This window comes from Streptomyces sp. V4I8 (assembly GCF_041261225.1).
Lineage (GTDB): Bacteria > Actinomycetota > Actinomycetes > Streptomycetales > Streptomycetaceae > Streptomyces.
On record NZ_JBGCCN010000001.1, the window covers coordinates 7,692,544 to 7,713,317 of the forward strand.

A 20,774-nucleotide genomic window follows, 5' to 3' on the forward strand; every position below is an offset into this window, starting at 1 on the left:
TTCGTACGACGAACCGAGGAGCCATGGGCCACCCACAACTGAACGTCCACCGGCACGACCACACCACTCGCGCGCTGATCACCCTCGCAGGAGAGATCGACGTCACCACCGTCCCGTTCGTGCGCGCCGCACTGGCCGCATGCGTGCGCGACGGCATCCGCGCCGCCGACGTGGATCTCACGGCGGTCACCTTCTGCGACGCCAGCGGACTCAACGCCTTCCTCGAGCTCCACGCGGTTCGGCCACCGCCGCGCCGGGTTCCCGCTGCCGCGGGCGGTGCACCGTGACGGGTCCGCTCCGCCGGGAGCCGCCAGTGGCCGGGGGAAGCACATCGACTCCCGCGGTACGTCTGCGCCGACTGAACCGCTGGCAGGCCGAGACCCTGCGGGAGGACCTGGCCGACCTGTACGTGGAGTCCTCACGCGCGCGGGCAGGCCAGGAATACCGAGACCGGGAGGCGTTTCTGCGGCGGCTCACCGGCGACATACGGCGGGCCGGATTCGCCCTGCTGATCGCGGAGGACACGGCCTTCGCCGGGTGTGCCTACGGATTCCCCGTACCGCGCGAGGGGACCTGGTGGAGGGGGTTCGACGGAACCCTTCCACAGAGCGTCGAACAGCTCACCGCGTCCGGGCACGTCTTCGCGATCACCGAGATCGTGGTGCATCCCCATACGGACGACCACGGCCTCGCCCGCAGGCTCCAGCAACGCCTGCTCGCCGACCACCACGCCTCGCTCGGGGCGACACTGGTCGACCAAGCCGACGCTCCGGCCCTCGGCGCCTTCCTGTCGTGGGGGTGGCACGACATCGGGGCGATCCGTCGGCCGCCGGATTCCATGGTCCTCAGTCCGTCGGCCCCTGTGCTGCTGCGGGCTCTGGTCCTTCCCCTCGGCCCACGCACACCTGCCCGCCCGGACGGCCTCGCTCATGAGAACCGCACCCAACGGCCCGACTGACGACCAACGTGGGCAGGGCGCATGACATGGAAGCCGTCCGGAGACCGGCAAGCGCGGCTGACCTGCGGCTTCATGGGATGCCGCGCGGATGGTCCGGGCTGCCGGCGACTGCGTGGTCGGCCGGAGACCACGCCTGCTTCGACGCGAGGTTCGAAGGCACCGGCGACTTGGAAAGGCCCGCCGCGATCAGCGCACCGGGAAGCCGAAGGAATACCCCTGCTCCTTCAGCCACGGCAGAACCTCGCGCAGCGCGGCCACCGTCTGGGAGCGGTCTCCCCCCGCGTCGTGGAAGAGGAGGGTCGGGCCGTTGGAGATCTCGTTCTTGACGGTGGCGACCATGGTGCTCGTGCCGGGGCGTTCGAAGTCCTTGGAGTCGATGTTCCAGCCGAGCGGGCGCATGCCACGGGATGCGGCGAGGTGGCGGCTGTAGGGGGTGAAGGCGCCTCCCGGGGCCCGGTAGTACAGCGGGCGGACGCCGCCGGACGCCTCGGTGATCATGCGTTCGGCGTCCAGGATCTGCTGTGACTGGTAGGCCTCGGACTTGCGGTCCATGGTGACGTCGTGCGAAACCGTGTGGTCGCAGAGCAGGTGCCCGGCCGCCACCACCTGCTTGACGAGATCCGGGTGTGCGCGAGCCTGCGTGCCCACCATGCAGAACGTGGCCTTCACGCCGTTGTCCCGCAGCACCTGCAGGACCTGTGGTGTCCAGACGGGGTCCGGTCCGTCGTCGATGGTGATGTTGACGCTATGGGCACCCCCGTCCGAGGCATGCGCGATTTCCGCCGATACGGGTGTCGTCTTCCGGCCCTGCTGTGTGGGCGACTTGGCGGCGGGCGCCGAGACGCCTGACTGGGCGGGCCGTCCCCCGGTGGAACCGAGTTGCGCGCTCCAGAACGAGGTCGCCGCGGCCACCGCGGTCACTCCGAGCGCCGCCGCCAGCACCTTGCCGTACCATCCCCGTCCGCCACTTCGCACCATGTCTTCTGTTCCTCGCCGTCGCTGTGGGGCCTGTGCATCCGGCAAGAGGGAGTAAGGCGGGCGAAGGATCCGTCTGTTACCGATCACGGACAATCCCGCGAGGAGACCTGTCCGGCTCGGCGGACCAGCGGGGCTGCGCCTCACTCCCATGCCGAAGCCCGGATCGGGTCGCCGAGAGAACCTGCCCTGCCTTCCAGCCATCTCAATGAGGGGCGCGAGCGCGTGACCTGAGGAACCGTGCAGGGCGACCAGATCCGCCGGCTGACGGCCGACACTCCTGGTCCCTCCTCCCGGTACGGCGGCCAGGAACTGCCCGACGGGCTCGGGAAAGGGGTTGAACAGCCCCGCCGCCGGCGTGATGTCCGTGCTCGGTCTGACGATCCTGGTGGTGGCCGGACGCAGCGCCGCCTGGCACTTCCTGGGCACCGGGACCAATCACCAGCGGCTGCGGCAGCGGGTGTTGATCGCGGGACTGGCCTTCATCCCGATGTGGATCGAGGTCGCCGTCCGTTTCGGCCACCTCGATGACGTTCTGGCGCTTTTCTTCACGGCCCTGGCCGTCCGCGCCCTCACCCGCGGTGACGCTGCCGCGACGGGCATCTTCCTGGCCCTGGCCATGGACTCCAAACCGACCGCGCCGGCCTTCCTGCCGCTGCTGCTCGCACTGCCGAGAGGGCGGTGGCTGCGCGCGGGGCTGTGGTGCGCGGCTCTGGTCGGGGTGGTCTGGCTGCCGTTTCTGCTCGGTGCCCCGCAGTCGTTCGCCGCGGCCGGGTTCACCATTATGACGCGGCCCGCGGTCTGATCCGCCTGGGCTTCGCCGTCACCTCCACCGCATACGTTCTGTTCTGCCCGGTACGCGACCGGCGCCGGCGGCATTCCCTGGCCCGCGACAGCCAGGTGAGACCTCAACCCCGACGGCCGCTTCGGCGTCGTACCCCACGAGGTCCTGGACCAGCTCTGGGCGCCACCCCGGGACCGATGAGACCCCCTTGACCGCTCCGATAACATGATCGAACTAATGATCGCATTCCGTTACCCGTCAATACACAGTAAATCGACCAAATAATTGATAAATATATCAACGCGGACATTTTCGCGAATAACACGAATAGCGCGAATAGCGCGAACGAGACGCAGAAGCAGCTTCGCCACGTGGCTTCAACCGCGGGTGATCCTTTGGGTCGCGGCGGGTCTCGTGACCCTCGGATTTCTCGCGGTGCTGGAGATGGCGGCGCGCCGATACGACCTGCCGGGGCCCGTGACCTGTCAGCTGCAAGAGGTGATATTCCCCCCTAAATCGGGGTTCCTCCTGTACGCCAGTATGGCGTTGATGATGGTGGTGCTCACCTGGCGGCAACGGCTTGTCGCGGTCGGTGCCGCGTTCGGAATCGACCTCACCATCGCGCTGGTGCGGTGGGCGGCCGGCATCAAGGTGACCGAGGGGCATCCCTTCGGCAATGGCGCGCTGTGGGTGATTCTGGGCTGTGCGGTCATCGCGGTCACGCGCCGCACCGGCCCGGAACGTGTCCTGCTGCTGAAGGGCGTCGGGCTGGCGCTGCTGCTGGTGGCCGGCCGCAAGACCGGTGACACCTGGCTGCTGATCACCTCGAAGACCCGCCCGACCGTGCTCGACCCGTACCTGGCGACCGCCGATCACGCGCTGGGCAACCCGTCGTGGCTGGTGGGCCGGATGGTCAGGGCCACCGAACCGGTCGGCCCTCATGTTCTCGACTTCGTCTACGTCCAGCTCGCGGTGGCCGCGGTCATCGTCGCGCTGTACCAACTGCGGAACGTGGCGGTCGAGCGCCGCTTCCCGGCCCACCATCTGGTGCGCACCTTTCTGGTGATCGGCCTCCTCGGGCCGGGCATCTACATGATCTTCCCGGTGGTCGGACCGGTCTTCGCCTATGGCACCGGCGCATTCGGCACCGGCGGCGAGCACTGGGCGCTGGCCAACCTGTGGCCGGATACCCTGCCGCCGGTCAGTGCCCCGCACCCGATGCCGTACGACGAGATCACCCCACGCAACTGCATGCCCAGCCTGCACACGGCGTGGGCTCTCACGATCTTCGTCCACTCCCGCAGGGGGCCCAGGATCCTGCGCTACGCGGGCACCTTCTGGCTGGTCGCCACCCTCGGCGCCACGCTGGGATTCGGCTATCACTACGGCGTGGATCTGGTGGCCGGCGTGGTGTTCGCGCTCACGATCGAGGCGGCTCTGCGCTCGCAGGCGCGTGGCTGGGATCGCTCGGGAATCCAGCTGGTCGCCTACGGAACGACGGTCTTCGTCGCGCTCCTGGTGTCGTATCGCTTTCTGCCGATCGAAATGGCGGAACATCCTTTGGTGTTCGGGCCGCTTCTCCTTCTGGCGATGGCTTCGGTGATCCTCGGTTTCGTACGGACCACCAGACTGTGGGAGCCGAAGGTCCCGCCGATACGGCAAGCGGATCCGCAACCCGAACTGGTGTGAATGGTGTGCGCCGGGCTGGAGCGACTCACCCGGCAGCCCGCTCGAAGTCGGCGATGACATAACGGGCCTCGTCGTCGACCGCGTTCTTCTCCCAGTCCAGGGAGATCCGCACCGGATGCCCGTCGGCCGCGTACTCCGCCTCGGCCGTGTCCGCGTCGTCCCGCCGCGCCTGCTCCAGTTCACGGAGGAGTTCTCCGAGGGTGGGCACCGCGTCGGGGAGGTCCGCGACCACGCGCCGGCCGCTGTCGTCGAGGCCCACGGCCTTGGCCACGGCGCCGTCGCGGACCGTTATCCGGAAGGAGCCGATGAGGGCCCGCTCGCCCTCGCTCGACCGGAGCGTGTAGGTGTACGCGTCGGGCTCCTGCCATGGGGCCTGGTGGGAGGCCGGCGTCTCCGTGCCGCAGGCGGCGACCGCGCAGAGCAGCCCTCCGATCAGGGCGGTCTTGAATACGGCACGGGCGGTCTTGGCAGTCCTGGCGGTCATGGAGGCAGTCCCTTCGAATACGGCTACCGCTGTGACGCCGTTCCCCCGGGGAACGTTCGGCCGGGAGTTCGGCCGGGGGGCGTTCGCGCGAACTCTCCGTGATTTGGACGCCTGCTTCTCGTGCGCTGCATCAGCCCTGTACGGGCCTTAACCGCCCCTTCGCAACAGTGGCATCACTCGCCCCACCAGGGGGAACTGCAGAAGGGAAGAGTGCCATGGGTAAGGTCACGCGGCCGCAGCGCAGAGCGTTTCTCACGGGAGGGCTGCTGGCCTCCGCGGCGGTGATCACCGGCTGTTCGTCGAAGTCGGACACCAAGTCCGCGCCGAAGCCCGCGGTCGTGGAAGCGGCGGCGACTCCCTCCGCCGCGGCGGGCGCACGGCCGGACTCACCGTCGGCTGCCTTCGCGCGGCTGGTGGAGGGCAACAAGCGCTGGGTGGACGGGACGCTGCAGCACCCCGACCGTGACCCCGGGCGGCGGCAGTTCGTCGCCGAGGAGCAGAAGCCGTACGGCGTCATACTCTCCTGCATCGACTCCCGCGTGCCGCCGGAGCTCCTCTTCGACACCGGGATCGGCGACCTCTTCGTGATGCGCACCGGCGGACAGGTGGTCTCCCCGGTGGTCACCGGTTCCGTCGAGTACGGGCCCATGACCGCGGCGACCCCGCTGATCGTCGTCCTCGGGCACCAGCGCTGCGGCGCGGTCAAGGCGGCGTACACGGCGCTCAAGGACAACAAGCCGCTGCCCGGCAACCTCCAGTCGATCGCCGAAGCCCTCCGCCCGGCGTACGAGGAGATCTCCCGGCAGAAGCACGCGGACCCGGTCGACGCCATGACCCGCGTCCACATCAGGCAGACCTCCGCCGACCTGCGGACCAACGCCGATCTCGCCCCGCTCGTGAAGAAGGGCAACCTGGCCGTGGTCAGTGCCTACTACTCGCTGGACACGGGCCAGGTGGAGTTCCTGTCCGGGGCGCCTTCCGCCTGACGCGGCAGCGTCACACATGCCGAGGCGGAGGACGGGGGAGTGAGGCGCCCAGGCGCCCAAGCGCCCGAGTGGCGAAGCCTGCTCCCGTCCACCGGCGCCCCCCGTTGACCGCTGCCCTCCCGTTCAGCTCCGCATCCCCCGCACCCCCCGAATCCGCCGAGCCATCCGCGTCGCCACCCCCGCGAGCGCCCCGCCCACGACCACCCCCGCCCAAGCCGGCGCGAGAGCCCGTGCCCCGCGCCCCGGACGTGTCGGCCGGGCGCCCGGAGCCACCCCGTACGCACTGCCCGCCACGTCGGACGAGGGCAGTGCCGATGCCAGCAGTTCGGCCAGGTGGACGCCCTCGTGGCCGCCGCTGTCGAACTCGTGGATCTGGGTACGGCAGCTGAAGCCGTCCGCGAGGACGACCGTGCCGGCGTCCTCCGCCCGCAGTCGCGGCAGCAGGGCACGCTCCGCGCAGGCGCGGCTGACCTCCAGGTGGCCCTGCTCGAAGCCGAAGTTGCCGGCCAGGCCGCAGCAGCCGGCATCCAGTCGCTCGACATCGACCCCGGCGTCGCGCAGCAGCTTCTCGTCGGCCTCCCAGCCCAGTACGGCGTGCTGGTGGCAGTGCACCTGGGCCAGCGCGCGGGCCGTGCGGTCGGGTACCCGCGGGGGCTCGTAGCCCGGGCTGTGCTCGGTGAGCAACTCCGACAGTGTCACCGTCTGTTCCGCCAGCCGCCGCACATCCCGGTCGCCGGGAAACAGCTCGGCCGCGTCCGACCGGAATACGGCCGTACAGCTCGGCTCCAGGCCGACCACCAGACCGCCGTTCCGCAGATGATCGGCCAAGTGGCGGACGGTACGGGTCAGGACGCGTTCGGCGACGCCCAGTTGACCGGTGGAGATCCATGTGAGGCCGCAGCACAGCGGTTCGGTGGGCATGGTCACCCGCCGGCCCGCGTGCTCCAGCAGCTCGACCGCCGCCTGCCCGATGTGCGGATGGAAGAAGTTGGTGAACGTGTCCGGCCACAGCAACACGCTCCCGCGCTCCCCGGCACCGGAGGAGCCGACTGAGGAGCCGGTCGCCTCACGGCCGGCGAACCACCGTTGCAACGACTGCCGTGCGAACAGCGGCACTTCCCGGTTCTCGACGCCCGCCATCGCGACCGCCGCCCGGGACAGCGGTGGCGTGTGGGTGAGGGCGTTGACCACCGGACCGAGCCCGCCGCGGCCCACAGCCTGGGCGGCGACCGGCAGCCACCCCATCGACAGATCGGACCGCGGCCTGCGCCACGGCCGTCCCGCGTAGTGGTGGGAAAGGAACTCCGCCTTGTACGTCGCCATGTCGACATCGGCCGGGCAGTCGCTCTTGCAGCCCTTGCAGGACAGGCACAGATCGAGGGCGTCCTTGACCGCCTGCGAACGCCAGCCGTCGCGGATCGCGCTGTCGCCGTGCCCGTCGAGCATCTCGAACAGCAGCCTGGCCCGGCCCCGCGTGGAGTGCTCCTCCTCCAGCGTGACCTGGTAGGACGGGCACATCACCGTGCCGCCCTCGGTGTCGAGGCGACGGCATTTGCCCACGCCCACACACCGGTTGGCGGCGTCGGCGAAGGACCCTCCGTCGTGCGGGAAGCCGAAGTGCAGGTCGCGGGGGGCGTACGGGGCCCAGTCACCGCCGAGGCGCAGGTTCTCGTCGAGCCGGTACGGCGCCACGACCTTCCCGGGGTTCATCCGGTCGGCCGGGTCGAAGATGCCCTTGAGCCGTCCGAACGCCTTCACCAGCTCCGGACCGAACATCCGCGGCAGCAGCTCGCCCCGGCTCTGTCCGTCCCCGTGCTCACCGGAGAAGGACCCGCCGAACTCGACCACGAGATCGGCCGCCCGCTCCATGAACCGGCGGTAGTCGGCCACCCCCTGGGCGCTGTACAGGCCGAAGGGGATCCGTGTGTGCACGCAGCCCTGGCCGAAGTGGCCGTAGAGGCTGGGCCCGGTGTCGCTCTCGTAGCCGAACTCCTCGAACAGGCCGTGCAGCCGCCGCAGATACTCGCCGAGCCGCTCCGGCGGCACCGCCGAGTCCTCCCAGCCCTCCCAGGTGTCCGGGTGGTCGGGGATGTGCGCGGTGGCGCCGAGACCGGCCTCGCGGACCTGCCAGAGCCGGTCCTCGTGGCCGGGGTCGTCCAGGAAGGCGACCTCCGCGTCGTGCTCGGACTCGTGCAGTGCGTCCAGCATCCGGTGCGCGTGCTCGTCGGCCTCCTCGACGGTCTCGCCGCCGAACTGCACCATCAGGAAGGCGTTTCCGTCCGGCATCTCGGCGAGGGCCGGCTGGTTGAGGTGCTTGAGCCGTTCGTCGTGGATCAGATGGCGGTCGACGCCCTCCAGCGCGATGGGCTCGTACGGCAGGATCTCCGGTACGGCGTCCGCGGCGAGCGCGATGTCCGGGAAGCCCAGCACCACCAGCGTGCGTTCCTTCACCACCGGCACCAGCTCCAGTTCCGCCCGCAGGACGGTGACCAGCGTCGACTCGCTGCCGACCAGCAGCCCGGCGACGTCGAAGCCGTGCTCGGTGAGGAGCGAGTCCAGGTTGTAGCCGGAGACCCGGCGGGGGATCCGCGGGAAGCGGCGGCGGATGTCGTCGGCGTGGGTGTCGCGCAGGGCGCGCAACCGCCGGTAGACGGTGGCTCGCAGATCGCCCTGCCGCTCGATCTCGGCGTACTCCTCGTCGCTCGTCTCCCCGCACCAGAAGCGGGTGCCGTCGTAGAGGAGCACCTCCAGGCGGGCGATGTTGTCGACGACCTTGCCGTGCGCCTGGGCGGTGGCGCCGCAGGAGTTGTTGCCGATCATGCCGCCGATGGTGCAGTTGGCGTGGGTGGCCGGTTCGGGGCCGAAGCGCAGCCCGGTCGGGGCGAGTCGGCGGTTGAGCTCGTCGAGGACGATCCCCGGCTGGACGACGCACGTACGGGCCTCGACGTCGACCGACTCCAGGCCCGTGCAGTACTTCGACCAGTCGATGACCACGGCCGTGTTGGCGCACTGCCCGGCCAGAGAAGTCCCGCCGCCCCGCGACAGCACGGGCGTGTCGTGCTCCCGGGCCACGGCCACCGCCTCCGCGGCCGCCTCGGGGGTGTGCGGTACGACCACGCCGATCGGCGTCTGGCGGTAGTTCGAGGCGTCGGTGGAGTACGCGGCCCGGCTCCCCGCGTCGAACCGGACCTCCCCGTCGACGCGCCGGCGCAGCGCGGCCTCCAGGGCGGCCGCATCCGGCGGGGGAGCCGCCCCGCGACGTACGACGGGGGCGGGCAGGTCCGAGGTCCCCATGAACCCCTCCTCGGTGTCGGTGGCGAGCCCCGCCCGGGTACCCGCCACCGCACCGGCAACCGCCCGGCGCCCCGAACCGGCGGCTACTCCGGCGTCGCCTCGGCCGCGAAGTCGGGCATCAGCGCGCACATCGCCTCGCGCTGGGTGGGCCCCATGAACCGCGCCAGCGCCTCCTTGACCGTCTCGGCGAGAACCCCGGAGGCCTCCTTGAGCAGGCTCCGGGCCTTCTCGGTGAGGGCGACCTCGACGCCCCGCTTGTCCCCGCAGACCGACTTGCGGGTGACCAGCTCGGCGTGCTGGAGGCAGGCGATCTGGTAGGTGAGCCGGGTCTTGGGGCGGCCCAGGAGCTCGGCGATCCGCGTCATGCGCAGGGCCTCCCCGGGGTCCCCCGCGAGCAGGCACAGGACCAGGAACTCGTCGTGCGAGATGTCCAGCCGTTCCTTGACGACGCCGCGCAGCTCCTGCTCGACGGCCCCCGTCGCGGCCAGCATCAGCATCCAGGCGTGCAGCTCGACGGGCAGGAGTCCGTCACCGGAGGCAGAGGGGCAGTCGGAGAAGTTGGCCATGATTTCGAGTGTAGCTGTTGTTCAAAATTGGAGTATCGGCTAGCGTGGGGTCATCCAAATTTGGACTACGAAGCCGATCGCCCGGATACCGCCCCGATGCCCAGGAGTGAAAGATCATGACCGTTGCCGTCGAAACCGGAACCTGGCAGCTCGACCCCAGCGCCTCCACCGTCGCCGTCCGGCACAGGACGTTCTGGGGCCTGATGACCGTGAAGGGCACCTTCGACGCCGTCACCGGCAACGGCGAGGTGCGGCCCGACGGCTCCGCCGTCGGCACGATCACCCTGGACGTCGCCTCCCTGGACACCCGCAGCGCCAAGCGCGACGAGCACCTGCGCTCCGCCGACTTCTTCGACACCGCCAACCACCCCGAGATCACCTTCTCGGTCCGCAGCGCCGAGCTGCGCGACGGCGACGCCGTACACGTCGTCGGTCAGCTCACCGTCCGCGGTGTCAGCCGCCCCAAGACCTTCACCGCCCGCCTCGTCGGCGTGGACGCCGAGGCGCTCACCCTGGACGCCGAGTTCACCGTCGACCGCGAGCAGTTCGGCATGGGCTGGAACCAGCTCGGCATGATCCGTGGCCTCACCACGGTCGCCGGCACCCTCCGCTTCACCCGGACCGCCACAGCCTGACGTCGGTGCTCGACAGCGTCTGCGGTACGGCCGTGAAGGCCCGCAGCCGGATCCGTACACCCGGCCGAGGGGGCAGGACGAACCTCCCTGTGGGCGGCCGGAGTTCATAGCGGGCCGTCGCGCGGGCGGACAGCGTGGCCGGGCCGCGTACGACCGTCCAGTACTGGTTCATGCAGGCCCCTTGCGTAGGCCTCGCGCCGGATACGCAGGGCGTCGTCAGTACACGTCCCGCACGTACCGCTTCGCCGCCGCCAGCTGCTTCACATACGCCGCCGCCTCGGCCTCCTCCAGCCCGCCGTGCGCGACCGCGATGTCGCGGAGCGCCTGGTCCACGTCCTTGGCCATGCGCGAGGCGTCACCGCAGACGTAGAAGTGGGCGCCGTCCTGCAGCCAGCGCCACAGCTCCGGGCCGTGTTCGCGCATCCGGTCCTGGACGTACACCTTGCTGCGCTGGTCACGGGAGAACGCGGTGTCCAGGCGGGCGAGCGTGCCCTCGTCGAGGAGCTCGGTCAGCTCCTCCTCGTAGTAGAAGTCGCTGGCCCGGTGCTGCTCCCCGAAGAACAGCCAGTTGGGCGCCCGGTGCCCGAGCGCGCGCCGCTCCTGGAGGAAGCCGACGAAGGGCGCGACCCCGGTACCCGGGCCGACCATCACCATCGGCGTCGCGGCGTCCGCGGGCGGCCGGAAGTGCGGGGAGCGCTGGACGAAGACCGGCACCTCGGTGTCCGGCTCGGCGTCGGCCAGGAAGGGGGAGCAGACACCGCCGCGCGGCCGGCCGTGCAGGTTCTCGTAGCGCACGACGGAGACCGTCAGCGAGACGCTGTGCGGGTCGACGAGCGGGCTGGACGATATGGAGTACAGGCGCGGCTGGAGCTTCCTGAGCACCCCGGCCCACTCCTCGGCGCCCGCCCGCACCGGGTGCTCGGCGATGACGTCCACCGCCTGCCGCCCCCAACTCCACTGTGCCAGACCGTCCTTGTTGTCGGGCCGCAGCAGCCGACGCAGCTCCCGGTCGTCACGGACCCGCTCGGCGACGAAGCGGAGCAGGTCAGGGGTGATCCTCGTGATGTCCAGGTGCCGGCGCAGGGCCTCGGCGAAGGAGGTGGCGCCGACGCCGTCCAGCTCCAGGGCCGCCGAACCGTCGACGCCGGTGACCGCCAGCCACTCCTCCACCAGGGCGGGCGAGTTGACCGGCCGCACGCCGAGCGCGTCGCCCGCCTCGTACGTCAGCGAGGTCCCGCTCGTGTCGAAGGTGAAGCGCCGGACCTCCTTGCCCGCACCGGTGCGGCTGAGCAGCCGGTTGCCGACGAGGCGGGCGGTGGCGGGGGCGGGCCTGGGACCGGCCTTCGGCTTCTCGGCGGCCGGTACGGAAGCGGGTGCGGCAGCGGGGGCCGCCGTGCCGCCCAGTGCCGTGACGACCTGGTCGAGCCACGCGTCGGCGGACGGCTCGTAGTCCGGTTCGCAGTCCGTACGGGGGGCCAGGCGCACCCCGCCCAGTTCGTCCAGCCGGGCGTCGAGCCGACGCCCGTGCCCGCAGAAGTCGTCGTACGACGAGTCGCCGAAGGCGAGCACCGCGTACCGCACACCGTCCAGCCGTGGAGCGCCCTCCTCGGCCAGCGTGTCCCAGAAGCCCGACCCGTTGTCGGGCGCGTCACCGTCGCCGAACGTGCTGGTGATGAAGAGCAGGTCGGCCGTGCGGGCCAGCGCGCCGACGTCGGTCTCGTCCATGCCCACCAGGGTGGCCCGGTGCCCGGCCGCGCCCAGCCGCTGGGCGGTGGCGGTGGCGAACTCCTCGGCGTTGCCGGTCTGCGAGGCCCACAGCACGACGACCTCACGGCCGGGCGTGGGCGCGATGGCGGGCTCGGCCGCCGACCGTGAGTACATGCCGGCGAGGACGCCGTTGACCCACATCGCGTGCTCGGGGCTGAAGGGCGCGTCCGGCGGCAGGACAGGGATGCCGGGCGCGCCGGTCTCGATGCCGGCGAGGAAGCCGGTCAGATAGAGGCGTTCCTGGGCGGTCAGGACGGGCGGCGGGGCGGGGTCGAGCCCGAAGGGGTTGGCGCCCGGGGTGACGGAGGTCGGGACGATCACCGCGGCGGGTTCCGGCTCGGCGGGAACCGGGGGCGGCGCCGGTTCGCTGACCTTCGCCAGCGACACGGCGCACACCTTGAACTCCGGCTGGAAGGAGATCGGGTCCACCGCGTCGCTCGTCACCGCGTTGACGCTCAGATACTCCCCGAACAGGTCGTTCCAGTGGAACGGCGCGAAACAGCCCCCGGGCCGCACCCGATCGGTCACGACCGCCGGCAGCACGGCCCGCCCCCGCCGCGAGGCGACCTCCACCCGGTCCCCGTCGGTGATCCCCAGCTCACGCGCGTCCTGCGGATGCACCTCCACGAACGGCCCCGGGTTCAGCTTGTTGAGCTTGGCGACCCGCCCGGTCTTGGTCAGCGTGTGCCACTGGTGCTGCACCCGCCCGGTGTTCAGTACGAAGGGGTAGTCGTCGTCGGGCATCTCGGCGGCCGGCATGTGCGGCCGCGCGTGGAAGGCGGCCCGTCCGCTCGCGGTGGGGAAGCGCAGCCCGCCGTCCGCGTCGACGTACCGGATCGGATTGCGGTGGGGCCCCTCCACATCGGCCGCCGGCCACTGCACGGGCGTGCTGCGCAGCCTGTCGTACGTCACCCCGCGCAGATCCCAGCCGGTCACCGGGTTCCATGCCCGCCGTATCTCCTCGAAGACGTCCTCGGCACTCTCGTACGAGAACCCCTTCTCGTACCCCATCGCGCACGCGACGGCCGCGATGATCCGCCAGTCGGCCATCGCCTCCCCGGGCGGGTCGGCCACCGGACGGGTCAGCGTCAGATTGCGCTCGCTGTTGACGAAGACGCCCTCACCCTCGGTCCACATGGCGCCGGGCAGCACGACATCGGCGTACGCGTTGGTCTCGGTGTCACCGAAGACGTCCTGCGTGACGACGAACTCGGCGGCCTCCAGCCCTTCGATGACCGTACGGCGGTTGGCGACCGAGGCGACGGGGTTGGTGCAGATGATCCAGCAGGCCTTGATCTCACCGTCGGCCATCTTCTGGAACATCTCGACGGTGCCCTTGCCCACCCCGTCGGCGCGCAGCGTGCCCGGCGGCAGCTCCCACAGCTCCTCGACGAAGTCCCGCTCGGCGTCGACCAGAACGGACCGCTGCCCCGGCAGCCCGGGCCCCATGTACCCCATCTCGCGCCCGCCCATGGCGTTGGGCTGCCCGGTGAGCGAGAAGGGACCGGAGCCCGGGCGGCAGATGGCGCCGGTGGCCAGATGCAGGTTGACCAGGGCGTTCGTGTTCCAGGTGCCGTGCGTGGACTGGTTGAGCCCCATCGTCCAGCAGCTCATCCACTCACCCGCCTCGCCGATCAGCCGGGCGGCGGTGCGCAGGTCGTTCTCGTCGATCCCCGTGATCTCCGCGACGGCGGCCGGCGCGTAGTCGGCGAGGAAGGCGGGCATCTCCTCCCAGCCGTCGGTGTGGGCCGCGATGAAGTCGGGGTCGGTGTGGCCGTTCTCGACGAGCAGGTGCAGAAGTCCGTTGAGGAGGGCGAGGTCGGTGCCCGGCTTGAGCTGGAGGAACACGTCGGCCTTGGCGGCGGTGGCGGTGCGTCGCGGATCGACCACGACGAGTTTCGCGCCCGCCTTGACCCGCTCCATCATCCGCAGGAAGAGAATGGGGTGGCAGTCCGCCATGTTCGAGCCGGTGACGAGGAAGACATCCGCCTTGTCGAAGTCCTCGTACGACCCGGGCGGCCCGTCGGCACCGAGCGACAGCTTGTATCCCGCCCCGGCGCTGGCCATGCACAGCCGCGAGTTCGACTCGATCTGGTTGGTGCGGACGAACCCCTTGGCCAGCTTGTTCGCCAGGTACTGGGCCTCCAGGCTCATCTGCCCGGACACATAGAAGGCGACCGCGTCCGGCCCGTGCTCGTCGATGATCGTGCGGAGCCTGCGGGCGGTCGCCGCGATGGCGTCGGCGACCGAGGAGGGCGCCGGCTCCTCGCCCCGGTCGTCCCTGACCAGCGCGGTGGTCAGCCGCCCGGGCGCGGCGAGCATGTCGGCCGTGGTCGCGCCCTTGGTGCACAGCCGGCCGGCGTTCGCCGGGTGCGCCTTGTCACCGGACGCCTTCAGGACCGTACGCCGCCCGTCGGGCCCCATCCCGACGTCCAGCAGGATTCCGCAGCCGACCCCGCAGTACGTGCAGACCGTCCGGACCTGAGTCGGGGAGGTGGTCGAGATCACGCGCTGCCCTTCTCCGGCGGTCGGGGTGGTGAGTGAAGCGTACGAATTGCCCGTTACGTCGATGTCACATCCCTTGATCATGAGGAGTTACGTCGGCCACACAGTCGCCGAGAGGGCGATGTGAGGCGATGTGAGGCGTTGCGAGGCGTTGCGAGGGGGGCGGGACGGGGTGAGACGAGGGCGCGACGGGGGTGAGCCGGGGGTGGATCGGTCCGTGCGGGACGGTTCCGTGCGGTCGCGGACCGTGTCGCTGTTGGGCCGAACGGGTGACTTGGCGTAAGAATTGGCTGGTGCAGGCATTGAAGGCGAGTCAGGTCGGGGGGAGCCGGTGAACAGCCACGACGTCACCGATGAACAGTGGGAGGGGCTCGCCCAGGTCGTGCCGTTGCGCGGCCGTGACGCCTGGCCGTCCGCGGTGGACCACCGAGTGTCCCCGGAGGCGGTGACGGAGCCGCGCCGCCGGTTCGTCGTCCTGCGGGTCAACGTCTTCGCGGACGCCCGCGATGTCGCCGAGACACTGATGGCCGGGATTCCGGTGCTGCTGGATCTGACAGGGGCGGAGACCGAGGTCGCCAAGCGCGTGCTGGACTTCAGCACGGGTGTCGTCTTCGGGCTGGCGAGCGGGATGCATCGGGTGGACCGGAACGTGTTTCTGCTGACGCCGCCCGGGACCGAGGTGAGCGGGTTGATGGAGGGCGCGGGGGTGCCGGGTACCTGATCGTGCCGGGTACTCGGCAGTGCTGGGGCGGTGCCTGGGAGGACGCCTGGTGTGGGTGGTCCCTCGATCGTAGGAAGGGCGCCGCGGGGGAACGGTTCGCCTGAGCGTCGTGGGCCTACGGTCCGGACATGGCCGTGTCGTCGTCTGTCTCCGGTGTCGTGTCCGTGCCGTCACAGGGGCGCCGTGTGGGTGCGTCCCCTCCGGTGCGCCCGGCGGGCGGCGAGGCGTGTCCCGGGCGGCCTCAGGTCACCGAGCTGCGGCTGTCCGCGTTCGCCGGGCATCGGCGGGTCGCGCTGCCGGTCGGGGCGCTCACGTTCTTCGCCGGGCCGAGCGGGTGCGGGAAGACGACCGCGTTACGGGCGTACGAGGCGCTGGCCCGGCTCGGTGGGGGCGCCGTGGTCGGGGAGGTGTTCCCCGACCCGGTCGCGTGCGTTCCGGAACGGGCCCGGCCCGATGCGCAGCGGCGACGCGGCTTCCGTATCGGGTGCATCGCCGACGGTCCCGAGGGGCCCGTGCGGCTCGATGTCGCCGTGCAGGCCGAACCCGACCTGCGGATCGTGGGGGAGCGGCTGAGCGCGGGCGGGCTCGTCCTGCTGGAGACGGCCCTGCGTGATCCGGGCCGGCCCTACGTGCAGGCCGCCTGGCATACGGCCGGCCAGTCGCCGGTGACGCGGGCGCCGCTGCCCGACGACCGGCTCGGAACGGCGCTGTTGCCGCTGCGGGTGGCCGGGAAGACGGACGGGCAGCGGCGGGTGCTCGCCGCCGCGGAGCAGATGGTCGTGGCGTTGCGGTCGGTCTTCGCCTGTGATCCTCGGCCCGAGCGGATGCGGGGGCCCGTGCCGATCGGGTCCGGGCGGTTGCTCGGGAGCTGCGACAACCTTGCCGAGGTGCTGTGGCGCACCCGTGCCGAGTGCGGGCGGCGGCATGCGCAGCTCGTGGCGGCGGTGCGGGCGGGGTGTGCGGGGGAGGTGGCGGATGTGGTCGCCGAGGTGGTGGGGGACGGGACGGTGCGGGGGGTGCTCGACCGGGGGGACGGGGTTCGCACGGAGCTCGGGCGGCTGGGGGAGGGGGAGCTGCGGTATCTCGCGCTGTCGTTGGTGCTGTTGACGGGGCCCGGGGTGCTGGAGGTCGATCCGGCGGGGGAGGTGCCCGCGGCCATGCAGACGTTGAGTGTGCTGGTGGATGGGTTTGACCGGGGGCTGGATCCGGGGCAGCGGGGGGAGTTGGTGGGGCTGGCGGCGCGGATGTGTGAGCGAGGGCATATTCGGGTGGTGGGGGCCTTGAGTGACGTGGCGGGGGTTACGGGGGCGATGGAGGCGGCGGGGGCGGCCGGGGCGGCCGGGGTGGCCGGGACAGCCGAGGCGGCGGGGGTCGCGGAGGGGGGTCGCCTGACGGTGGTACACCTGGAGCCGTGACCGAACCTCTTGATGTGGCCAAGCTGCAGCGCAGGCTGGCCGAGTTCGCTGCCGCGCGCGACTGGCAGCCGTATCACACACCGAAGAACCTCGTCGCGGCGCTCAGTGTCGAGGCGTCCGAACTGGTGGAGATCTTCCAGTGGATGACGCCGGAGGAGTCGGCGCGGGTGATGGACGACGCCGAGAGCGCGGGGCGGGTGACCGATGAGGTCGCTGACGTGCTGGCGTATCTGTTGCAGCTGTGCGAGGTGCTCGGGATCGATCCGTTGGCGGCGTTGGACGCGAAGATCGATCGGAACGAGCGGAGGTTTCCGGCGCCGTAGTGGGGTGCGGTGGCGGGGAGCTCTGGCGGGGGTGGGGGGGGCTCGGGCGTGGGAGGGGAGGGGTGCCGTCCATTTTCACTCTGTGTATCCGTTCAGCGGGCCGTAGCCGAAAAGTTGTCCGCAGATTTCCGTCTTCCTCTGGCTTTTCGTCTCAGGGGCCTTCACTCTGGGTAGTGGACAAGGGAGTTCGGGCGGACGCGTGGGCAGCGCGTCGGGACAGACGGGGACTGCGGATGGACGCGGTGCGGCTGATCGTGACGAGCAGGCGGGCGCTGGCGGGGAGCAAGGGCGTAACGGAGATGATGACCGAGGTATGGCAGGCGCAGGCCCTCGCTCAGGCGATCGGCAGCCGGCTTGCGGTCTTCGGCCCACCTGAACTGCGGGGCGAGGCGCTCGGGTTGACGGAGTTGGCCGGGCGTGGGTGCGGGGTCCTGGATACGCCGGATCTGGCGGAGGGGGGCTTACGTGCGGCCCAGCTCACGGAGTTGGGTGACGCGCGGCAGGCGCTGATGCATCTGGGGAGCCTGCTGGGGGAGATCGGGATCGCTCTCGTCGGGATGGCCAGCGGGGCGGATGACGAGGCTACGTACTGGCAGTGCATGGAAGCGATCGACGCGGCGGACGAGTCTCGGGATCGGGTGCTGGAGATGCTGCGGAGACTTGCGGATCGGGATGAGGTGGTGCCGGAGGCGGGGTAGCTCGCCCGCGGGTGCCTCCGGCGGTTGGGTGGGGGGTGCCTGCGGCGGCCTGTTGCGGTGGGTGGGGGCTGGTCGCGCCCACGCGGCGGTAGCCGCACATTCGACACAGCCCCGCGCCCCTGAGGTGCCTGCGGCGGCCCGCTGGTGTCCGGTGGGGGTTCGCGTGGCGCGTGCGGGTGGGTGGGGGGTCGGGGCCGCGTCGGGGGGTGTCCGTCCTCGGTCCGGTGGTGGGCCTTGCGCGGGAGGGGCCGTTTCTTGACACCGGACTCTGCGGGCGGACACCCCCCGACGCGTCCCCTTGCCGCCGTGGGCGACTGCGGGCTCGTGGGGCCATCGGCCCCCAGCTGAGGGGACTTCGTCCCCAGTTCCCGTGAGCCGAGGGGACTCCGCCCCTAGCCCTCACCCACCTGCGGGCCTCGCCTCGCGGCGTCGGCGGCCGTTTTCGGTGCCGGTCCGGGCATCTCCAGCCCGTCCGGCGTTTGAGGACGAGGCCGCAGGCCGATGGAGGTCCAGGGGGCGGAGCCCCTTGGCGGGGTGGAAGGGGCGGGGCCCCTGGGGATGGGACGGGTAGGGGCGGCGGGGGCGAGAGAAGGCGCCCCCGCTGGGCGCGACGTCAGCCGGCCTCGTCCTGGCGTTGGGCGCCGGTCGACTGCAGGTCCGCGTCGAGGGCCGACAGGTCCGCGTTCAGGGCCGCCATCAGCTCCTCCATCTGCTGCAGCAGTCCTTTGGGCTGCCCGGCGCCAGTGGTGTGCTGTGGCGCGAATTCCTCGGACATGACGGCCTCCTCGGGGCTCCGGCCCCCCAATGCCAGTGGGCCGACACGATGACGCCCCGGCGGTCGAAAAGGCGGGGGCGGGCGCCGGGCGGTCCGGCTCCGTTCGAGCCAACGATCACCGTCGGGGGCGGTCACTGGCCCGGGCAGGGGGCGGCATGGGCGTTGACGGAATTCACTCGACCGGGGACGGAGGGGACAGGGGGACCCGTGGGGTTGACGGCCGTCGAGGCGTGCAGGATGGAGTCATGGATCTTCGCATCTTCACCGAGCCCCAGCAGGGGGCCACCTACGACACCCTTCTCACCGTGGCGAAGGCCGCGGAGGACCTCGGCTTCGATGCCTTCTTCCGGTCCGACCACTATGTGAAGATGGGCGGTGGGGACGGACTTCCCGGGCCCACCGACGCCTGGATCACACTTGCCGGTCTCGCACGGGAGACCAAGCGGATTCGACTCGGCACCCTGATGACCGCCGGCACGTTCCGGCTGCCCGGTGTGCTCGCCATCCAGGTCGCCCAGGTCGACCAGATGTCCGGCGGGCGCGTCGAACTCGGCCTGGGCGCGGGCTGGTTCGAGGAGGAGCACAAGGCGTACGGCATCCCGTTCCCGAAGGAGAAGTTCGGGCGGCTGGAGGAGCAGCTCGCCATCGTCACGGGGCTGTGGGCGACCGAGGTCGGGGCGACCTTCGACTTCAAGGGCGAGCACTACACGCTGAGCGAGTCGCCTGCCCTGCCCAAGCCCGCCCAGGACAAGATCCCGGTGCTCATCGGCGGCCACGGCGCCACCCGTACCCCGCGGCTGGCAGGCAAGTACGCCGACGAGTTCAACATGCCGTTCGCCTCGGTCGAGGACAGTGAGCGACAGTTCGGGCGGGTGCGGGCTGCCGCCGAGGAGGCCGGCCGCAAGGGTGACGACCTCGTCTACTCGAACGCCCTCGTCGTGTGCGTGGGCAAGGACGATCAGGAGGTCGCCCGGCGCGCCGCCGCCATCGGGCGTGAGGTCGACGAGCTGAAGCTCAACGGGCTGGCCGGCTCCCCGGACGAGGTCGTGGAGAAGATCGGCCGGTACCAGGAGGTCGGGGCGCAGCGGGTCTATCTCCAGGTCCTCGATCTGGCTGACCTGGACCACCTGGAGTTGATCTCCTCGCAGGTTCAGTCGCAGCTGTCGTAGGGCTGACAGGGGTGATGGGTGTGTACTCCGGCGGATCGGGTCGTGTGGCGCGATCCGCCGGGCGCCGCTTTCAGGGCTTGCGGGCGACCCCCACGTACAGCGGTATGTCCTCGCCGCCCGGTTGGTCGCCGAGCTCGGGGTGCCAGGCCGCGGCCAGTGCCACCCCGGGGTCGAGAAGGTCGAGGCCCGTGAAGAAGGCCGCGAACGTCTCGCGCGATCGCACCTGGGCCGGGGTGCCGCCTCTGCGGTACACCTCGACGACGCGCTCCCAGGTCTCCGGATCGAAGTCCCCCGTGGCGTGCGACAGCGTCACGTAACTTCCGGGCGCGAGTGGCTCGATCAACTCGCTCACGATCCGGGCCGGTTGGTCGTCGTCCGGCACCAGCTGCAGAAGCGCCACGAGGGACAGGGCGATCGGCTGGGTGAAGTCGAGGGTCTGGCGCGCCGCCGCGAGGATCTTTCCCGGTTCCCGTACGTCGCCGTGGACGTAGGCGGTCTTTCCCTCGTGTGTGCTGTGCAGCAGGGCCTCGGCGTGCCGGAGGACGATCGGGTCGTTGTCCGCGTACACCACACGGGCCCCGGGGATGATCCCCTGCACGATCTGGTGGAGGTTCGGCTCGGTGGGGATTCCGGTTCCGATGTCGAGGAACTGGCGGACCCCGCGTTCGGCCAGCAGTCGGGAGGCGCGGTGCATGAACCAGCGGTTGGTCCGCGCCATCTCCCGCACGGCGGGGAAGAGGGAGACCACTTGCTCGGCCGCCTCCGCGTCGACCGGGTAGTTGTCCTTCCCGCCGAGGAAGTAGTCGTACATGCGGGCCGAGTGCGGCTTGCTGGTGTCGAGTTGGGGCGCGCGTAATCCGGCGTCTGTCACGTGAGGGCCTCCGCTTCTGGGCGTACGCATACGCATCCTCATACGCATACTCATGCGCCGGCGCTCAGTCGTACGTCGTTCGAACGCCCGGACGTTCGGAGGCTAGCGAAAATTCTCGGGTGTTGCCGTGGACCGCTCTGTACGGTGGGCGTATCCGCA

The 20,774-nt window shown here is 70.8% G+C and carries 18 protein-coding genes and 1 pseudogene; 11 read left to right on the top strand and 8 right to left on the bottom strand.

Features of this window, described 5'->3' with window-relative positions; genetic code table 11:
- Positions 1-23: 23 nt before the first annotated feature.
- Both ABIE67_RS35020 and ABIE67_RS35025 read left to right on the top strand, forming a co-directional pair.
- Entirely contained in the window at positions 24-287 is a 264-nt protein-coding gene (locus ABIE67_RS35020; protein WP_370265442.1) for an STAS domain-containing protein, read from the top strand.
- 26 nt (positions 288-313) lie between these two features.
- A complete protein-coding gene (locus ABIE67_RS35025) occupies positions 314-958 on the top strand; it encodes a hypothetical protein (protein WP_370265444.1) in 645 nt (214 codons plus the stop codon).
- Between the two features lie 186 nt (positions 959-1,144).
- Here ABIE67_RS35025 and ABIE67_RS35030 read toward each other — a convergent pair whose 3' ends face one another.
- The gene (locus tag ABIE67_RS35030; protein WP_370265446.1) at positions 1,145-1,936 is read right to left on the bottom strand and encodes a polysaccharide deacetylase family protein; all 792 of its coding nucleotides are present in this window, start codon (positions 1,934-1,936) and stop codon (positions 1,145-1,147) included.
- A 346-nt stretch (positions 1,937-2,282) separates the two neighbouring features.
- Here ABIE67_RS35030 and ABIE67_RS35035 point away from each other — a divergent pair.
- Together ABIE67_RS35035 and ABIE67_RS35040 are read left to right on the top strand one after the other, a co-directional pair.
- Positions 2,283-2,732 (top strand): annotated as a pseudogene (locus ABIE67_RS35035) (hypothetical protein); the annotation flags it as partial.
- Positions 2,733-3,107: 375 nt separating this feature from the next.
- The gene (locus ABIE67_RS35040) at positions 3,108-4,406 is read left to right on the top strand and encodes a phosphatase PAP2 family protein (RefSeq protein WP_370269247.1); all 1,299 of its coding nucleotides are present in this window, start codon (positions 3,108-3,110) and stop codon (positions 4,404-4,406) included.
- 25 nt (positions 4,407-4,431) lie between these two features.
- On the opposite strand, the gene ABIE67_RS35045 is transcribed toward ABIE67_RS35040, so the two are convergent.
- Complete coding sequence (locus tag ABIE67_RS35045; RefSeq protein WP_370265448.1) at positions 4,432-4,890, bottom strand: DUF6174 domain-containing protein; 459 nt, start codon at positions 4,888-4,890, stop codon at positions 4,432-4,434.
- A 215-nt stretch (positions 4,891-5,105) separates the two neighbouring features.
- Here ABIE67_RS35045 and ABIE67_RS35050 point away from each other — a divergent pair, with 215 nt between their 5' ends.
- The gene (locus tag ABIE67_RS35050) at positions 5,106-5,876 is read left to right on the top strand and encodes a carbonic anhydrase (RefSeq protein WP_370265449.1); all 771 of its coding nucleotides are present in this window, start codon (positions 5,106-5,108) and stop codon (positions 5,874-5,876) included.
- 123 nt (positions 5,877-5,999) lie between these two features.
- Here ABIE67_RS35050 and ABIE67_RS35055 read toward each other — a convergent pair whose 3' ends face one another.
- Positions 6,000-9,170, bottom strand: coding sequence for an FAD-binding and (Fe-S)-binding domain-containing protein (locus ABIE67_RS35055; RefSeq protein WP_370265450.1), 3,171 nt, complete (start codon positions 9,168-9,170; stop codon positions 6,000-6,002).
- An 83-nt stretch (positions 9,171-9,253) separates the two neighbouring features.
- On the bottom strand, positions 9,254-9,736 hold the full coding sequence (locus ABIE67_RS35060) for a MarR family winged helix-turn-helix transcriptional regulator (protein ID WP_370265453.1): 483 nt from the start codon (positions 9,734-9,736) through the stop codon (positions 9,254-9,256).
- A 116-nt stretch (positions 9,737-9,852) separates the two neighbouring features.
- On the opposite strand from ABIE67_RS35060, the gene ABIE67_RS35065 reads away from it, so the two are divergent.
- Positions 9,853-10,371 carry a YceI family protein gene (locus ABIE67_RS35065; protein WP_370265454.1) on the top strand — a complete coding sequence of 173 codons (519 nt, stop codon included), beginning with the start codon at positions 9,853-9,855 and terminating at the stop codon, positions 10,369-10,371.
- Here the strand turns inward: ABIE67_RS35065 and ABIE67_RS35070 are convergent.
- Positions 10,349-10,543, bottom strand: a complete 195-nt coding sequence (locus tag ABIE67_RS35070) for a hypothetical protein (protein ID WP_370265455.1) — start codon at positions 10,541-10,543, stop codon at positions 10,349-10,351. The genes ABIE67_RS35065 and ABIE67_RS35070 overlap by 23 nt on opposite strands.
- A 44-nt stretch (positions 10,544-10,587) precedes the next feature.
- On the bottom strand, positions 10,588-14,646 hold the full coding sequence (locus ABIE67_RS35075) for a molybdopterin-dependent oxidoreductase (RefSeq protein WP_370265456.1): 4,059 nt from the start codon (positions 14,644-14,646) through the stop codon (positions 10,588-10,590).
- 328 nt (positions 14,647-14,974) lie between these two features.
- Here ABIE67_RS35075 and sepF point away from each other — a divergent pair, with 328 nt between their 5' ends.
- From sepF to ABIE67_RS35095, 4 genes are all read left to right on the top strand, one after another.
- Entirely contained in the window at positions 14,975-15,364 is a 390-nt protein-coding gene (sepF, locus tag ABIE67_RS35080) for a cell division protein SepF (RefSeq protein WP_369173030.1), read from the top strand.
- A gap of 128 nt (positions 15,365-15,492) precedes the next feature.
- Positions 15,493-16,779 (top strand): ATP-binding protein, encoded by a 1,287-nt coding sequence (locus ABIE67_RS35085; RefSeq protein ID WP_370265458.1) that lies wholly within the window; start codon positions 15,493-15,495, stop codon positions 16,777-16,779.
- Positions 16,776-17,102, top strand: coding sequence for a nucleotide pyrophosphohydrolase (locus ABIE67_RS35090; protein WP_370265460.1), 327 nt, complete (start codon positions 16,776-16,778; stop codon positions 17,100-17,102). The genes ABIE67_RS35085 and ABIE67_RS35090 overlap by 4 nt, the downstream gene beginning before the upstream one ends.
- Before the next feature lie 233 nt (positions 17,103-17,335).
- Complete coding sequence (locus tag ABIE67_RS35095; protein ID WP_370265462.1) at positions 17,336-17,800, top strand: DUF6099 family protein; 465 nt, start codon at positions 17,336-17,338, stop codon at positions 17,798-17,800.
- 613 nt (positions 17,801-18,413) lie between these two features.
- On the opposite strand, the gene ABIE67_RS35100 is transcribed toward ABIE67_RS35095, so the two are convergent.
- Complete coding sequence (locus ABIE67_RS35100; protein ID WP_370265464.1) at positions 18,414-18,575, bottom strand: hypothetical protein; 162 nt, start codon at positions 18,573-18,575, stop codon at positions 18,414-18,416.
- A gap of 245 nt (positions 18,576-18,820) precedes the next feature.
- On the opposite strand from ABIE67_RS35100, the gene ABIE67_RS35105 reads away from it, so the two are divergent.
- Complete coding sequence (locus ABIE67_RS35105; RefSeq protein WP_370265465.1) at positions 18,821-19,744, top strand: LLM class F420-dependent oxidoreductase; 924 nt, start codon at positions 18,821-18,823, stop codon at positions 19,742-19,744.
- Between the two features lie 70 nt (positions 19,745-19,814).
- Here the strand turns inward: ABIE67_RS35105 and ABIE67_RS35110 are convergent, their stop codons facing one another.
- Positions 19,815-20,615, bottom strand: coding sequence for an SAM-dependent methyltransferase (locus ABIE67_RS35110; RefSeq protein ID WP_370265467.1), 801 nt, complete (start codon positions 20,613-20,615; stop codon positions 19,815-19,817).
- Positions 20,616-20,774 lie beyond the last annotated feature (159 nt).

Bases quoted from the DNA above. Each gene is read 5' to 3' on its own strand.
- ABIE67_RS35070 (WP_370265455.1), bottom strand. From the start codon at position 10,543: ATGAACCAGTACTGGACGGTCGTACGCGGCCCGGCCACGCTGTCCGCC.
- ABIE67_RS35020 (WP_370265442.1), top strand. From the start codon at position 24: ATGGGCCACCCACAACTGAACGTCCACCGGCACGACCACACCACTCGC.
- ABIE67_RS35095 (WP_370265462.1), top strand. From the start codon at position 17,336: ATGGACGCGGTGCGGCTGATCGTGACGAGCAGGCGGGCGCTGGCGGGG.
- ABIE67_RS35065 (WP_370265454.1), top strand. From the start codon at position 9,853: ATGACCGTTGCCGTCGAAACCGGAACCTGGCAGCTCGACCCCAGCGCC.
- ABIE67_RS35045 (WP_370265448.1), bottom strand. From the start codon at position 4,890: ATGACCGCCAGGACTGCCAAGACCGCCCGTGCCGTATTCAAGACCGCC.
- ABIE67_RS35100 (WP_370265464.1), bottom strand. From the start codon at position 18,575: ATGTCCGAGGAATTCGCGCCACAGCACACCACTGGCGCCGGGCAGCCC.
- ABIE67_RS35055 (WP_370265450.1), bottom strand. From the start codon at position 9,170: ATGGGGACCTCGGACCTGCCCGCCCCCGTCGTACGTCGCGGGGCGGCT.
- ABIE67_RS35060 (WP_370265453.1), bottom strand. From the start codon at position 9,736: ATGGCCAACTTCTCCGACTGCCCCTCTGCCTCCGGTGACGGACTCCTG.
- ABIE67_RS35085 (WP_370265458.1), top strand. From the start codon at position 15,493: ATGGCCGTGTCGTCGTCTGTCTCCGGTGTCGTGTCCGTGCCGTCACAG.
- ABIE67_RS35050 (WP_370265449.1), top strand. From the start codon at position 5,106: ATGGGTAAGGTCACGCGGCCGCAGCGCAGAGCGTTTCTCACGGGAGGG.
- ABIE67_RS35105 (WP_370265465.1), top strand. From the start codon at position 18,821: ATGGATCTTCGCATCTTCACCGAGCCCCAGCAGGGGGCCACCTACGAC.
- ABIE67_RS35030 (WP_370265446.1), bottom strand. From the start codon at position 1,936: ATGGTGCGAAGTGGCGGACGGGGATGGTACGGCAAGGTGCTGGCGGCG.